Below are 14,323 nucleotides of genomic sequence, written 5' to 3' on the forward strand. Positions count from 1 at the left end.
TCCGTAGGGGCGCCGTTCTCGCCGCCCATCTACGTAACGTTGCGCAGCCAGTGCAGTTTTCTGCCAAAACCCAGCCGGTTATTGGTCATTTTTAGCCGGTTAATCCGGATTTTCCATACTGGCGTAGTGATAAGTTTTGCCAGCGGGAAACGCCGCTGGTAGTGCGTGCGGGCGCGCTGCGCTTCATCGCCGCTTAAGCAACTGACTTCTCCCTGATACTGCACGCCACGGATCAGCGCCACGGTTTTAGTCTGATCGCTGACCGTGCCGGCAACCAGGGCCTGCTGTTGCATCAATGCGCCATGCTCGGTGCTGCTGGCGCTCATCAGCAGAAATGCCACTTCGTCCCGATCAAAAACATAAAAGCAGCTGGCGCACCACAGTGAATCGCGCTCGCCGCTACAGAGTGTCAGCACATGCTGCTGCTGCAAATAGTCGCCGATCGTCGCCAGCGGATTAACATTTTGCACAGGTAAACGTCCGTTTTATGCGCCTGAGCGGCATGGCACGCTGTCGTCAGGCGCAGATTTAAGTGAAGTCGCTACCGGACCATCACCGGGTGACTTAATGGTGAAGTTGCGCCGTCATTATTGGTGGCGGTGGCGGTAATATTGGCGACCTGCAAACCGGCGGGCAGTGCCCGCAGGTAGTGGAAGCTGGCTTTGCCGTTGGCATTGATCGGCACCATCTGATAACCGAGGAAGTCTTCGGCCTCATCTTCACTGGCACGACGATTTGAGAAGAATTCAATACGGTACAGGGTGTTAGCCACACCATTGACCTGACCATCAACGCTTAGCTCGCTGTTATGCAGCCTGACCTGGCTCAGACGCGGAGCCGTCTGGCCCTCATTCGGCACCGATTCGCAACCGGCGCTCTGACCATCAATCGCGCAGATTTTTTCCAGCTGACTGGTGTCATTACTGATACCGCCGCCACGATTGCCAATAAAGGCGGCGTGTTCCAGTCCCGGCACGTTAAAGACAATCGCGCCAGCTTCACCTTCGACACAACTGCCACCGGCAAAGCAGCGCTTAATATCTTTACCGTTATCGACCATAATATTTTCACTGATGCGGTTATCCGAAGGACCGGTGATACGGTTAATACCAAAGCTGCCATCTTTACCCGCTTCGCCCTGTGGACGCACCGAAACCGCCACCCGGTTGCCGATCATAATATTGCCGTCCACGATATTTTCGCTGCCGCTTAAGGTGACGGCGGATGACAAGTTGGTAAAGGTATTGGCCGCAATATAGTTGCGGTTGCCCCAGTTAAGCTGAACACCATCAGAGTAATTTTCAAAGTGGTTACGGATGATTTGATTATCGTTCCCCCACAACAGCTCGATACCCTGAGAGGGTTCCTGATTACTTTTATCGGTAGTAATAAAGTTATCGGCAATCAGATTAAATGATGCGCCACGAGTGGCCTCCATTGCATCGCCATTATTAATAAAAGTATTGCGGATGATTTTATTTCTTTGTGTGGTTGTGATGGTGGAATTACCTTTGCCATCATCGCCGGTTAACATAATGCCAGCGCCACCATGGTTCGCGACAATACGGTTATCTTCCAGCAGGTTATCACTGGCGCGGTTAATTAAGATCCCGATGCAAAAGTTACTGATTTCCAGCCCCTGTAGCGTCACATGGTCGGTATCGCGCAACACCAGACCTGGCAGGCTGGTGGTGCGCACATTGGCGCCGTACTGGCCCGCAACCGCGCCCGGGCAGGCTCGTGGATCAACCGGTTTGATATAGCCGGAACCGTCAATCGCAATATAGTCACTGGTTTTGCGCCAGTCGGTATTGATAATCTCTACCGGTCCGCGGATGGCAGGCAGCGGCTGTTGCAGTTTAATGACATACGGCTTGTTGCCGATGGCATGTAATTCAATGCGATAGTGTCCTGGGTGTTGATTGTTTTTTTCTAATGCCCAGCGCAACGTACCCTGGCTGCCATTATCGGCATAAGAGGTGACCTGTAATATTTCCGCTGACGGGCTGCTGTTTTCTGCTGCACAGATAACAGTTGGCAGCAGACAGGAAAACAGTATCGCTAAAGATATTTTTTTCATTTTAATTCTACCTTGACTTTTCTTACGGTGATTCAAGGTAAAGGACGCCCCCTGGTGCCTTTAACCTGTTGAGATATAATTTTTTCTTTGAAGTATTGAGCGTATTTATATTTTTTATTTTATTAATAACGACAAGATGCCACACTGATTATTACGTCGGGTAATAATCAGTGTGGGATAAAAATAGTCTGTTTATGATGCGATATTTGCAGGTTAAATAATTAAAATACGGCGCTCCATAACGCCGATATAGGCATTGCCAGTACCAGCGCTGGTAACATATTGGCTACCGGGAATATCTTAATGCCACAGATACGAAAACCGGTGGCAAACATCAGTACGCCGCCGACGGCGGAAAAATCCGCCTGCATCGCTGGCGTGGTCAGTGGCAGAATAAATACCGCGCCATAGGCCAGCAGTAACTGAATAATCAGCTGTGGCACTGCGACAATCGCCACCGCGAAGCCGAGCGTGGTAGCAAAAATAGCGGCGGTAAACACATCGAGGAACGATTTGGCAATCAGGATACTGAAATCACCGGTCATCCCCTCATGCATCGAACCAAAAATCCCGGTGCCACTGGCGCAAAACAGCACAATAATCGCCACATAGCTCTGTAAAAATTGCTGCTGCGACTCCTCACTGCCTGGCTCGGAGCGGACAACTAATTCCACTAACCCGCGCGCTTTCGCTCCAAGCTTGCCAATGCCTTTTTCCAGATAAACTAACTCCCCTAACAGTGAACCGAGGATCACCGCCAGCACCATCACCGGCATATGGGCAATTTTGGTGACCAGAATGATGCCCATACACATTGAAGCGGCGCCAAAAATCTGCGGCATCGAGGTGCGTACGCGTTCAGGGAGTTTATTACTCAGTAGTGCCCCAACAATGCCGCCAGTCAGTACGGCGGCCCCATTAATATAGGGTCCAATAATCACGACTCTTCACTCCCACTTAATAAGTTTACTGTCTCTCCCCAACGTGGTAATTCCGCACAATCAATACCAAATAAGCTCAGCGCGCGCGCCACACTGTGGGAGATAATCTCCTCAACAGTTTGTGGCCGGGCATACAGAGCCGGCACCGGAGGGAAAATAATCGCACCACATTCAGTCGCATATTGCATATTACGCAGATGACCGGCATGTAATGGCGTTTCCCGCACCATTAACACCAGCCGCCTGCGTTCTTTTAGCACGACATCTGCTGCCCGTGTCAGCAGATTATCGGTAACGCCATTGGCGATGGCAGCCAGGGAGTGCATTGAGCAGGGCGCCACCAGCATCCCCATGGTCTGAAATGACCCACTGGAAATCGCGGCTCCTACTGCCCGGATCGGATGCACCACGTCCGCCAGCGCCAGCACATCTTCCTCGCTGAGACTGGTTTCGTGCTGCCGATTCAGATGTGCCGCCGGGGAGATCACCAGATGGCTCTCCACTCCAGCCTGACGTAAGAAACGCAGTGCCTGAACGCCATAGGAGAAACCTGAAGCACCGCTGATGCCGACCACCAGACGTGGTTTTTTTAGCGCACTAACTGACCCTGACATACCCTCTCCTGATTACTGGTTAAAGCCTGGAATAAAGCGATTTACATCCACTTCAAGGAACTGACTGCGCTGGAAATTCTTTTTCAGGCTATAAGGTACGGTACAGTCGAAAATAGCTTTACAGGCAATACCGTGGCCGCGAATTGACGAGCTAAAGGCCGGATCGGAAGAGGGATCAAGCGGATGGCAACGCACGCCCGGAATAAAGGTGGTGCTGACATCGCCCTGGTAACGGGTGGTCATTGCCCACATCACGTCACTAAGGTCGAAAATATCGACGTCTTCATCCACCAGCATCACATGCTTCAGTTCGGAGAAGGCTGAGAAAGCCAGCAATGCAGCCTGTTTCTGGCGACCTTCATCCTGCGCAGTGCGTTTTTTCACCTGCAATACCGCCAGGTATTTGCCGGTGCCCGGAGACGGGCAATGTACATTCTGCACAAAACCAGGCAGGGCGCGTTCTACCATTTGCAGAATACTGGCTTCGGTAGGAATACCGGCCATATTGGTATGTTCGTCGCTCGGGCCGATACAGGTTTGCAGAATTGGATGACGGCGATGAGTAATCGCTTTGACTTTAATTACCGGCACTTCCGCCTGTGCGTCACCGGTATAGCCAGGGAATTCTGGCATCGCTTTACCGGTGTTGGTGTTCTGGTCTTCGCGTACGCGGTAATTTGGCACCAGTTCGCCTTCAATCACCACTTCGGCGTTAGCAATGCCGCGCGCTTTGACGCTGATGCAGTCAACCAGTTCGACAGCCTGGCCACGCAGGCTACCGGCAATAGAGAGTTCATCAAAACCGAGCGGGGTTGTCGGTGGCTCAAAGCAGGCGCCAATTTCAATGGCCGGATCGACACCGATACTGATAGAGATTGGCAGTGCTTTACCGGCGGCTTCCGCTTTCTGGCGAAAAACATCCAGATGACGGCCCGGCACAAAATACATGGAAATCTCATCTTTGCCCTGCACACACAGGCGGTGGATGGTGACATCGTGCTCACCGGTTTCCGGATCAGCAGCATAGGCCATACCGAGGGTGAAGTACGGGCCGGCATCTTCAGGTGTATTGGTCGGTGCTGGCAGCAGTTTCAGAATATCGAAATCAGGATCGGTCGCCAGATGCACGACTTCCTGACAAGCGGCTTTCTCACGTGGGATAACGATCGGCGCAATTGGCGTACTGACCGAATCTTTTAGCATAAAAGCCAGCTTTTCCGGCGTAGTGCCGAACAGTCGTGCCACACGCTTACGGGATGACAGTAACCCGATCAGCACGCGCATATCATCATAGCCTTTGATTTTATTGAAAATCATTGCCGGGCCAACACGAGTTGGTCGTTGCACGGTGCCATTGGCGCCAACATAACGATAGACGCCGGAGAGTTCGGCGATCGGATCCACCGGTTCATCGGTGTAAATCAATTCATCCTCGTACTGGCTTAGCACCGCCAGTGCGGAACGCAGGTCCGTCACTTTTGGCAGAGCATCAACTTTTTTGGCTTCAGACATACAAATGAACCTCAAAATCATCTTATCGGCAAAGCGTCAGCAGACGCTATCTTGCAACAACAGGGCTGATATCAGCGGCTTCACCGTTGCTGTGCTTGCAGTTTCGGGATGTCGGTAATTGTTGTCCAATAATAAAAACCGGTGTTTTAATAAGGGATTTTTATAAGTTTTGGGCACATAATCATGGCCACATATCTGCGCTTACGACGGAACCCTGACCGTATGGATCACCGACAACTGCACTCCTTTGTGGTGCTGGCGGAAGAGTTACATTTTGGTAAAGCCGCTTTGCGCCTGAATATTGCCCAGCCAGCACTTAGCCAGCATATTAAAGCGCTGGAGCAGGAACTGGGGCTGATGCTGTTTTTGCGCAATCGGCGTAATGTGGCGTTAACCCATGAGGGCGCGCAGTTGCTGGTTGATGCGCGGCTGGCGGTAAGCCATTACGATAAGATCCGTGAAACCGCGCGCAGCCTGCGGGCAGGATATAAAGGCCAGCTACGAATGGGATATGTCGGATCGTCGATCATCGATCCGGTATTAGCGATGTTAATTAGCGGTTATCGTAAGGAAAATCCGCACGTCGATATTGATATTGAAGAACACGATGTTAACCAGCAATTAACCCTGTTGTTAAATGATCAGCTGGATATTGCTTTAATTCGTACCCCGGTGCCGCGGCTTGAGCAGCTTGATTATCTGGAAGTGGCGACGCGTCCGCTGATTGCCGTGTTGCCGCATCACCATCCGTTGCTGAATAAGCAACGCATTGCTTTAGCCGACCTGGCGAATGAACCTTTTCTGATTCAAAAAGATCCTCCCGGCGTCGGGCTGGGCTGGTCGGCGCTCTCTTCCTGTCTGCGCGCCGGGTTTACGCCGCAAAAAATTCAGTTTACCCGTGATGTGTCTGTCGCCATTGGCCTGGTGGCGATTGGCATGGGGGTGACGCTGGCGCCGGAAACCCAGCTTTCGGTGATGCTGCCGGAAGTCGGGTATTGTCATCTCGACGATCCACTGGCCACCACCACGCTGGCGCTCAGCTGGCAGAGCCATTTGCATAATCACGCCGTGCGCGACTTTATTGACTATGCGCGTGAGCTACTCTGCTAATAATAAATGACAGCTATCAGGCCTGTTCCAGCGCCAGACGCAAATCCTCAATTAAATCATCTTTATTCTCGATGCCGATCGATAAACGAATGGTAGACGGTCGAATGCCAATGCGGTCGCGCACCTCAACCGGCACGCCCGAATGCGTGGTGCTGGCCGGGTGGCTGGCAAGTGATTCGGTGCCGCCAAGGCTGACCGCCAGCTTAAACAGCTGGAGCGCATTGAGAAAACGGAAAGAAGAGGCCTGGCCGCCGCGTAAATCGAAAGAAAAGGTCGAACCGGCTCCCGAACACTGCTGGCTGAAGGTTTGTCCGGCGGCAGATTGCGCATCAAGAAATGACAGATAGTGGATATTTTCGACTTTAGCATGATCGCGCAGAAACTCCGCCACAGCCTGTGCATTACTGTTTGCGCGCTCCATCCGCAGCGACAGCGTCTCCAGTGAGCGGCCAATCATCCAGCAGGAGTGCGGATCCAGCTGGGTGCCAATCGAGCCACGCAGCGATTTAATCTGGCTGATCAGCGCCTTACTGCCAAGCACCGCACCGGCAATCAGGTCCGAGTGGCCGCCAACATATTTGGTCAGCGAGTAGATGGAGAGATCGGCGCCATGCTCCAGCGGCCGCTGAAACACCGGGCCCAGCAGGGTGTTATCGCAGGCAATAACCGGACGATGACCCTGTTGTTGAGCAATATAGTCAGCGATACGACTGATCATCGCCACATCGACCAGGCTATTGGTCGGGTTTGCTGGTGACTCAATCAGGATGACTGAAACGCGTCCCTGTTGCAGCGCAGCATCGGCGGCAGCCTGTACCGATGTCTGATTGACGCCATCATCAAAGCCCTGAGTCGCCACGCCCAGATTGCGAAAGGTTTTCGTTAGCAGGGTTTCGGTGCCGCCATACAACGGTTGCGAGTGCAGGATGGCATCCCCCGGTTTGACCAGCGCCAGCAGCGTGGTGGCAATTGCCGACATGCCGGAGGAGAATAGCGCGCCACTTTCGCTGCGCTCATAAATCGCCAGTCGATCCTCAACGATTTCGCTATTAGGATGGTTAAAACGCGAGTAAACCAGGCCCGATGAACTGCCTGCCGGTGGTTCACGGCGGCCGGAGACATAGTCGAAGAAGTCGCGCCCCTCTTCAGCAGTGTTAAAGACAAAGGTCGAAGTAAGGAATACCGGCGGTTTAACCGCGCCTTCAGAAAGCGCCGGATCGTAGCCATAGTTAAGCATTTGCGTTTCTGGCGACAATTCGCGATTACCAAGATGGGTTTTCTTTGAGTGTGGCGACGTCATACGATCTCCTGCCATTGCGGCATGAATTAACTCGTTATTTTTAGCATAAGCTAGCATGCAGCTGATCATGACGATAAATGAATTAACGTTCTATGGTTAAAACCATTTGCGCTATTAAATATTATATTTGTTATTTATGGCAGTCTATCCATCTGGGTGGGTTTTTTCCATTCCCTGGTTTTATTGTGTAAAAACAGTTGACGCTGTTTTCGGACATGAGTACATTAATTACACAACTCAACCCTGTACGCAGCGATTAAATTCACTGGCTGTTAGGGTGAAAAAACCGGCAAGCTGCCGGTTTTTTCGTATCCAAAGGACTGGAGAACGTGCGCACCTCTTTTTTTATTGATGGCTATAACCTGTTTTATGGATTGCTGGCTGGCACTCCTTATAAATGGCTCAATCTGCCTGCGTTGTTAACTCATATTTGTTGTGTCCAGAATCCTGCCTCGCAAACCGTCAATATCAATTATTTTACTTCCTCAGTTTTGCCTCATCTTGCCACCAGAGGTATAGAGTCAAGGCATGCGCAGGACACTTATATCCGCGCTCTTATTGCGCATAATGTCTGCGTTTATTATGGCCGTCACAGGATAGAACACGGCACCGCACCCCGTTACATCAGCAAAGACGTTCCGGCATCAAGGCTGGATAAAGTTCATATCTGGGATCTGGAAGAAAAAGAAACTGACGTCCATATCGCCATTAGTATGTATCGACTTCTTGCACGGCAGGTGAGGTTGGATGACGAGAAGCGCATCCGGCAACTGGTTTTAGTCTCAGCTGATACCGATATGACCCCTGCACTAAAAGCGATACGTGAAGATTTTCCTGATATTACGGTTGGGATTATACTGCCGCATCGGGAAGGGATCCGGCGTGGTGTTCCTGGTTCTCTGGCTAACCACAGTCACTGGATAAGGCGAAATATCTCTGATATCGAGCTGGCCTCACATCAGTTTCCTGACCGGGTAGCCACCAGAAAGAAGTCCGCCATAAAACCGCATTACTGGTAATTTTCGGCAGACCCGGGGGGCGTATCTGCCACATAATGATTCAGGTTGCGCAACAGCATGCTTCAACGGTGAAATGTGGTAGACTGCGGTGCTTTCCCCATGCAACCAATCTGAATGTTATGAAACACACCGTAGAAGTGATGATCTCCGAAGCTGAGATCAAAACCCGCATTGCTGAACTGGGCAAGCAAATCTCTGAACACTACCGTGACAGCGGCAGCGATATGGTGCTGGTCGGTCTGTTACGTGGGTCGTTTATGTTTATGGCCGATCTGTGCCGCACCATTGATGTCTCGCATGAAGTCGATTTTATGACCGCCTCCAGCTACGGCAGCGGCATGTCCACCACCCGTGACGTCAAGATCCTGAAAGACCTCGACGAAGATATTCGTGGTAAAGACGTGCTGATTGTTGAAGATATTATCGATTCCGGTAATACGCTGAGCAAAGTGCGCGAGATTCTGCGCCTGCGTGGTCCGAAGTCACTGGCGATCTGTACGCTGCTGGATAAGCCTGAGCGCCGTGAAGTGGCGGTGGATGTGGAATATGTCGGCTTCACTATTCCCGACGAATTTGTGGTCGGTTATGGCATCGATTATGCCCAGCGCTATCGTCATCTGCCGTATGTTGGCAAAGTCGTGATCTTCGAAGAGTAATCCCCACGCCTTACAGCACAATCGACCAAGGCCGGAGTGAGCAGCCTGTTGTATTCTTGCGGCGCTATTCAGACGGGCGGCGATAACGGCGCCCCTACATAATACGTAGGGGCGCCGTTATCGGCTCCCGACTATCAGCGATGGCTATCCGGCGTATTCAGCAGGTTGGCAATACCGTGGCGGTAACGTTGCTCAAGGATTTCACGGTTGGTGGCGGTGACCTGAAGGTCGCGCAGGCAACCGTCGTGAATCCCATATACCCAGCCATGAATCGTCACTTTCTGGCCGCGCTTCCATGCTGATTGCATTATCGTGGAGTGACCGAGGTTGTAGACTTGCTCAATCACGTTGATTTCACACAATTTATCAAAACGCTTTTCTGGCGGCAGTTCACCCAGTATTGAGCTATGTTTGTACCACAGGTCGCGGATATGCAGCAGCCAGTTGTCAATTAATCCCAGTTCCGGATTTTCAACTGCAGCCTGTACACCGCCACAGCCATAGTGACCGCAGATAATGATGTGTTCGACTTCCAGCACTTCTACCGCGTATTGCACCACGGAAAGGCAGTTTAAGTCGGTATGAACCACCAGGTTGGCTACGTTGCGGTGAACAAACAGCTCACCAGGTTCAAGGCCGGTTAAACGTTCCGCAGGTACGCGGCTGTCAGAGCAACCAATCCACAGAAAACGGGGTTTTTGCGCATCAGCAAGACGCTCAAAGAAACCTGGGTCCTCTTCGACCAGCAATTTAGACCATTCGCGATTGTTGCTGATAAGGGTGTCTATGTCTTTCATTAAAATTAACGACCTGTAACAAGTCAAAGTGCGTTGCAGTACTATAGGCCAACGCCACAATATTTAATACGGCAAACAAAAAAACCAAACAAAACAGGGTAGGCTTTTACCTATGACTTATGCACTGGAACTTGAAAAACTGGCCAAGACCTATCCCGGCGGTGTTCAGGCGCTGAAGGGAATCGATCTTAATGTTGAGGCCGGTGATTTCTATGCACTGCTCGGGCCGAACGGCGCGGGAAAATCGACCACCATCGGCATTATCAGCTCGCTGGTAAATAAGACGGCCGGCAAGGTGCGGGTATTCGGTTATGACCTGCAGCACGATGTGGTCAACGCCAAGCGCCAGCTGGGGCTGGTGCCGCAGGAGTTTAATTTTAACCCGTTTGAGACCGTGATGCAGATTGTGGTCAATCAGGCGGGTTATTACGGTGTTGAGAAGCGCGATGCCATTGCACGTGCGGAAAAATACCTCAAGCAGCTTGATCTGTGGGAGAAGCGTAACGAACGTGCGCGCATGCTTTCTGGCGGTATGAAACGCCGTCTGATGATCGCCCGTGCGCTGATGCATGAGCCGAAGCTATTGATCCTTGATGAACCGACGGCGGGCGTGGATATTGAGTTGCGTCGTTCAATGTGGGTATTTCTGAAAGAGCTTAATGCGCAGGGTACTACCATTATTCTTACCACCCATTATCTGGAAGAAGCTGAGATGCTGTGCCGCAATATCGGCATTATTCAGAGCGGTGAGCTGGTAGAAAACACCTCGATGAAAGGACTGCTCTCCAAACTGAAATCTGAGACCTTTATCCTCGATCTGGCGGCAAAAAGCGCTTTGCCACGGCTTGAAGGTTTCCAGTACCGGCTGGTGGATGCCTCGACGCTGGAAGTGGAAGTGATGCGTGAACAGGGACTTAACAGCGTGTTCAGTCAGCTTAGCGCGCAGGGGGTTCAGGTGCTGAGTATGCGGAATAAAGCAAACCGGCTGGAAGAGCTGTTTGTTGGACTGACGCAGAAGAAAGGGGAGAAGGCATGACACATTTGTACTGGGTAGCGTTAAAGAGTATCTGGGAAAAAGAGATTAACCGTTTTGCGCGTATCTGGGTACAAACCCTGCTGCCGCCGGTGATCACCATGACGCTCTATTTTATCATTTTCGGTAATCTGATCGGCTCGCGGATTGGTGATATGCATGGTTTCACTTACATGCAGTTTATCGTCCCGGGCCTGATTATGATGGCGGTGATCACCAACGCTTACGCTAATGTCTCCTCGTCGTTTTTTAGCTCCAAGTTCCAGCGCAATATCGAAGAGCTGTTGGTCGCGCCGGTGCCTACCCATATTATCATCGCCGGATATGTTGGCGGTGGGGTGGCGCGTGGTATTTGCGTGGGGATCCTGGTAACCGCTATTTCGCTGTTCTTTGTGCCTTTCCATGTGCACTCCTGGGCTATGGTGGCGATCACGCTATTACTGACGGCGATTCTGTTTTCGCTGGCGGGGCTGTTAAATGCGGTGTTTGCCCGCACTTTTGACGATATCAGCCTGATCCCGACTTTTGTGCTGACGCCACTAACCTACCTGGGCGGCGTATTCTATTCGCTGACGCTGTTGCCACCGTTCTGGCAGGCGGTATCGAAGCTAAATCCTATCGTGTATATGATTAGCGGCTTCCGCTACGGTTTCCTGGGCATCAGCGATGTACCGCTGGTATTTACCCTTGCGGTGCTAATCGCCTTTATCGTGGTGTTTTATGCGCTGGTATGGTGGCTGATTCAGCGTGGCCGTGGATTGCGGACGTAATAAACTTATTGGGCGGCGAAAACGCCGCCCGTAGGATATTCAGGCCACCTGAACCGGCACCGCTTTCGCCACACGTTTCAGCTGATTGTCACCCTCAAAATAGGCCACTTTCGGCTGCCACTCGCGGGCTTGCTCATCTGACATCTGTACATAAGAGCAGATAATTAGCAGATCACCTTCGCAGGCGCAGCGCGCAGCGGCGCCATTTACTGAGATAATTTTTGAGCCACGCTCAGCAGCAATCGCGTAGGTCGAAAAACGCTGACCATTATTGACGTTGTAAATATCAATCGCTTCATACTGCAGGATGCCGGAGGCATCGAGGAAATCCTGATCGATAGCGCAGGAACCTTCATAGTGCAGATCGGCCTGGGTGACTTTTACCCGGTGCAGCTTGCCTTGCAACATGGTGCGTACCATAACTTTATTACCTCGTTACCCGTCATACTTCAAGTTGCAGATGCGTTGGCTGCGCCTGCTCACCCTGGTCACATAGTTATCTATGCTCCCAGGGATTCTCAGTCTTGCCGCCTTCCTGCAACTCGAATTATTTAGGGTAAAATCAGAAAAAAACGAACGACAGTATCTGTCGATAGCCGTGCCTTGTCTACTGCGTCAGATCAACCTGCTGGTTATCAATCAGCCGTGCATTGCCCAGCCAGGCCGCCATTAAAATAACCGCGCTTTGACTCTCGGTATTCAGCGGCAGCAGAGTGCCTGCATCGCAGATCGCCAGTCCATCAGGGCGGAAGCCTTTCTCCGTCAGTTCCGCTTCGGCATCAGCGATAATCTGCTCCACATGGCGTTCACCGTCAGACAACTTCTGCGCCATGCTGTTCATCACTTTGCTCAGGGCCGGAGCCTGTTTACGCTGATCGGCAGTCAGATAGCCGTTGCGTGAGCTTAACGCCAGTCCGTCTTTGGCGCGTACCGTTGGCACGCCGATAATCTCGATATCGTAGCCCATATCGGCCACCATCTTGCGGATCAACGCCAGCTGCTGATAATCCTTTTCGCCAAAGCAGGCGAGGTCAGGCTGGACAAGGTTAAACAGCTTGCTGACCACCGTCGATACGCCACGGAAATGGCCCGGACGGCTGGCGCCTTCCAGCAGTGACGACAACCCCGGCACCTCCACAAAGGTCTGGGTATCCAGTCCCTGCGGATAGATATCGTCCGGTGAAGGCGAAAACACCAGATCGACACCGCGACGATTAAGCTTCTCGCAATCTTCCTGCAGCGTGCGAGGATAGCGCGCCAGATCGTCCGCGCGTTCAAACTGCATCGGGTTGACGAAAATAGTGGCCACCACGATATCAGCACGCTCACGCGCTTCATCAACCAGCGTCATATGACCATCGTGCAGATTGCCCATGGTCGGCACCAGCGCGATGCGCTTACCATCCTGACGCCAGCGACGGATCTCACGGCGCAGCATCGGCAAGGTTTCAATTATCAGCACAGACTCTCTCTCCTGGATTATTGGAAACTGTGTTCTTCAGCGGGATAACTTCCGGCTTCAACTTCAGTAATATACTGGCGCACCGCTGCACGGATATCGCCGCTGTCAGCAAGGAAGTTTTTCGCGAATTTCGGGATATGTCCACCGGTAATGCCAAAGGCGTCATGCATCACCAGAATCTGACCATCGGTCACATTACCGGCGCCGATGCCAATCACCGGGATAGTCAGCGCTGCGGTGACGCGTTGCGCCAGTGGCACTGGCACACACTCCAGAACCAGCAGCTGCGTACCGGCGGCTTCTAACGCCAGCGCATCTTCCAGCAGGCGATCGGCCGCCGCAGCTTCACGCCCCTGGATTTTGTAACCGCCAAATACATTGACCGACTGCGGCGTTAAGCCGAGATGACCACAGACCGGCACTGCGCGCTCGGTCAGCTGCTGTACCGTCTCCGCCAGCCACTTACCGCCCTCCAGTTTGACCATATTCGCGCCCGCGCGCATCAGCTGCGCTGCGTTATCGAAGGTTTGCTGCGGCGTGGCGTAACTCATAAATGGCAGATCGGCGAGCAGCAGGGCCGCTGGCGCGCCACGGCGCACGGCATGGGTGTGATAGACAATATCTTCCACGGTGACCGGCAGCGTTGAATCATGGCCCTGCACGGTCATCCCCAGTGAATCACCTACCAGCAATACCTGGATGCCCTCTTCGGCAAACAGTTTAGCGAAGCTGTATTCGTAGGCAGTAATCGAGGCGAATTTACGCCCTGTCTGTTTCCACTGGCGCAGATGAGAAATAGTGGTCGGTTTCATTACGGCCCCTCAGGACAAAATTTCTGATGGGCGAAGTGTAATAGATCGCTTCAGGTAGAGGAACGTTTATCAGAGATGAGAGTACAGGGGAAAAAAAAGGGGGGGTATCGCGCGGGAAAAATAACATAAAGTAAAAATAGTTACACAAGTCAGAAAGCAGAAACCCCGCACAAGGCGGGGTTATGCGCTATAGCCAACTGCTTCGCGAGGGCTGCAG

Annotated in this window: 15 protein-coding genes; 5 read left to right on the forward strand and 10 right to left on the reverse strand. The window is 52.2% G+C overall.

The features are described from left to right. Nucleotides 1-29 precede the first annotated feature (29 nt). The 5 genes from J2125_RS15420 to J2125_RS15440 form a co-directional block, all read right to left on the reverse strand. Nucleotides 30-470 carry a YhbP family protein gene (locus J2125_RS15420; protein WP_017800405.1) on the reverse strand — a complete coding sequence of 147 codons (441 nt, stop codon included), beginning with the start codon at nt 468-470 and terminating at the stop codon, nt 30-32. A 71-nt stretch (nt 471-541) separates the two neighbouring features. Further along, complete coding sequence (locus J2125_RS15425; protein ID WP_209499507.1) at nt 542-2,080, reverse strand: NosD domain-containing protein; 1,539 nt, start codon at nt 2,078-2,080, stop codon at nt 542-544. Between the two features lie 221 nt (nt 2,081-2,301). After that, nucleotides 2,302-3,021 (reverse strand): DUF554 domain-containing protein, encoded by a 720-nt coding sequence (locus J2125_RS15430; protein ID WP_017800403.1) that lies wholly within the window; start codon nt 3,019-3,021, stop codon nt 2,302-2,304. Next, entirely contained in the window at nt 3,018-3,635 is a 618-nt protein-coding gene (locus J2125_RS15435; protein ID WP_017800402.1) for a UbiX family flavin prenyltransferase, read from the reverse strand. The genes J2125_RS15430 and J2125_RS15435 overlap by 4 nt, the downstream gene beginning before the upstream one ends. A gap of 12 nt (nt 3,636-3,647) precedes the next feature. Further along, nucleotides 3,648-5,147 carry a UbiD family decarboxylase gene (locus J2125_RS15440; protein WP_017800401.1) on the reverse strand — a complete coding sequence of 500 codons (1,500 nt, stop codon included), beginning with the start codon at nt 5,145-5,147 and terminating at the stop codon, nt 3,648-3,650. Between the two features lie 222 nt (nt 5,148-5,369). Between J2125_RS15440 and J2125_RS15445 the strand changes: the two genes are divergently transcribed. Continuing rightward, complete coding sequence (locus J2125_RS15445; RefSeq protein ID WP_017800400.1) at nt 5,370-6,257, forward strand: LysR substrate-binding domain-containing protein; 888 nt, start codon at nt 5,370-5,372, stop codon at nt 6,255-6,257. A gap of 16 nt (nt 6,258-6,273) precedes the next feature. On the opposite strand, the gene J2125_RS15450 is transcribed toward J2125_RS15445, so the two are convergent. Beyond that, entirely contained in the window at nt 6,274-7,557 is a 1,284-nt protein-coding gene (locus J2125_RS15450; protein ID WP_017800399.1) for a cystathionine gamma-synthase family protein, read from the reverse strand. Between the two features lie 329 nt (nt 7,558-7,886). On the opposite strand from J2125_RS15450, the gene J2125_RS15455 reads away from it, so the two are divergent. Then, nucleotides 7,887-8,576 carry an NYN domain-containing protein gene (locus J2125_RS15455; RefSeq protein WP_017800398.1) on the forward strand — a complete coding sequence of 230 codons (690 nt, stop codon included), beginning with the start codon at nt 7,887-7,889 and terminating at the stop codon, nt 8,574-8,576. Nucleotides 8,577-8,695: 119 nt separating this feature from the next. Further along, on the forward strand, nt 8,696-9,232 hold the full coding sequence (gene hpt / locus J2125_RS15460) for a hypoxanthine phosphoribosyltransferase (RefSeq protein WP_026111612.1): 537 nt from the start codon (nt 8,696-8,698) through the stop codon (nt 9,230-9,232). 134 nt (nt 9,233-9,366) lie between these two features. Here hpt and can read toward each other — a convergent pair whose 3' ends face one another. Beyond that, the gene (gene can, locus J2125_RS15465; RefSeq protein WP_017800396.1) at nt 9,367-10,029 is read right to left on the reverse strand and encodes a carbonate dehydratase; all 663 of its coding nucleotides are present in this window, start codon (nt 10,027-10,029) and stop codon (nt 9,367-9,369) included. Nucleotides 10,030-10,141: 112 nt separating this feature from the next. Here can and J2125_RS15470 point away from each other — a divergent pair, with 112 nt between their 5' ends. Together J2125_RS15470 and J2125_RS15475 are read left to right on the forward strand one after the other, a co-directional pair. Next, the gene (locus J2125_RS15470; RefSeq protein ID WP_017800395.1) at nt 10,142-11,065 is read left to right on the forward strand and encodes an ABC transporter ATP-binding protein; all 924 of its coding nucleotides are present in this window, start codon (nt 10,142-10,144) and stop codon (nt 11,063-11,065) included. After that, entirely contained in the window at nt 11,062-11,832 is a 771-nt protein-coding gene (locus J2125_RS15475; protein WP_017800394.1) for an ABC transporter permease, read from the forward strand. The genes J2125_RS15470 and J2125_RS15475 overlap by 4 nt, the downstream gene beginning before the upstream one ends. Before the next feature lie 39 nt (nt 11,833-11,871). On the opposite strand, the gene panD is transcribed toward J2125_RS15475, so the two are convergent. From panD to panB, 3 genes are all read right to left on the reverse strand, one after another. Further along, nucleotides 11,872-12,252: an aspartate 1-decarboxylase gene (gene panD, locus J2125_RS15480; RefSeq protein WP_017800393.1), complete on the reverse strand. Its 381-nt coding sequence runs from the start codon at nt 12,250-12,252 to the stop codon at nt 11,872-11,874. Between the two features lie 187 nt (nt 12,253-12,439). Next, on the reverse strand, nt 12,440-13,294 hold the full coding sequence (gene panC / locus J2125_RS15485) for a pantoate--beta-alanine ligase (protein ID WP_017800392.1): 855 nt from the start codon (nt 13,292-13,294) through the stop codon (nt 12,440-12,442). A 17-nt stretch (nt 13,295-13,311) separates the two neighbouring features. Continuing rightward, on the reverse strand, nt 13,312-14,106 hold the full coding sequence (gene panB, locus J2125_RS15490) for a 3-methyl-2-oxobutanoate hydroxymethyltransferase (RefSeq protein WP_017800391.1): 795 nt from the start codon (nt 14,104-14,106) through the stop codon (nt 13,312-13,314). Nucleotides 14,107-14,323: the final 217 nt, after the last annotated feature.

Source organism: Winslowiella toletana (assembly GCF_017875465.1).
GTDB classification, from domain to species: Bacteria; Pseudomonadota; Gammaproteobacteria; order Enterobacterales; family Enterobacteriaceae; genus Erwinia; species Erwinia toletana.

What these genes read in the sequence shown, in the direction of transcription:
- J2125_RS15425 (WP_209499507.1), bottom strand. Translation starts at nt 2,080, where the DNA reads ATGAAAAAAATATCTTTAGCGATACTGTTTTCCTGTCTGCTGCCAACT.
- J2125_RS15435 (WP_017800402.1), bottom strand. Translation starts at nt 3,635, where the DNA reads ATGTCAGGGTCAGTTAGTGCGCTAAAAAAACCACGTCTGGTGGTCGGC.
- J2125_RS15440 (WP_017800401.1), bottom strand. Translation starts at nt 5,147, where the DNA reads ATGTCTGAAGCCAAAAAAGTTGATGCTCTGCCAAAAGTGACGGACCTG.
- J2125_RS15445 (WP_017800400.1), top strand. Translation starts at nt 5,370, where the DNA reads ATGGATCACCGACAACTGCACTCCTTTGTGGTGCTGGCGGAAGAGTTA.
- J2125_RS15450 (WP_017800399.1), bottom strand. Translation starts at nt 7,557, where the DNA reads ATGACGTCGCCACACTCAAAGAAAACCCATCTTGGTAATCGCGAATTG.
- hpt (WP_026111612.1), top strand. Translation starts at nt 8,696, where the DNA reads ATGAAACACACCGTAGAAGTGATGATCTCCGAAGCTGAGATCAAAACC.
- can (WP_017800396.1), bottom strand. Translation starts at nt 10,029, where the DNA reads ATGAAAGACATAGACACCCTTATCAGCAACAATCGCGAATGGTCTAAA.
- J2125_RS15470 (WP_017800395.1), top strand. Translation starts at nt 10,142, where the DNA reads ATGACTTATGCACTGGAACTTGAAAAACTGGCCAAGACCTATCCCGGC.
- J2125_RS15475 (WP_017800394.1), top strand. Translation starts at nt 11,062, where the DNA reads ATGACACATTTGTACTGGGTAGCGTTAAAGAGTATCTGGGAAAAAGAG.
- panD (WP_017800393.1), bottom strand. Translation starts at nt 12,252, where the DNA reads ATGGTACGCACCATGTTGCAAGGCAAGCTGCACCGGGTAAAAGTCACC.
- panB (WP_017800391.1), bottom strand. Translation starts at nt 14,106, where the DNA reads ATGAAACCGACCACTATTTCTCATCTGCGCCAGTGGAAACAGACAGGG.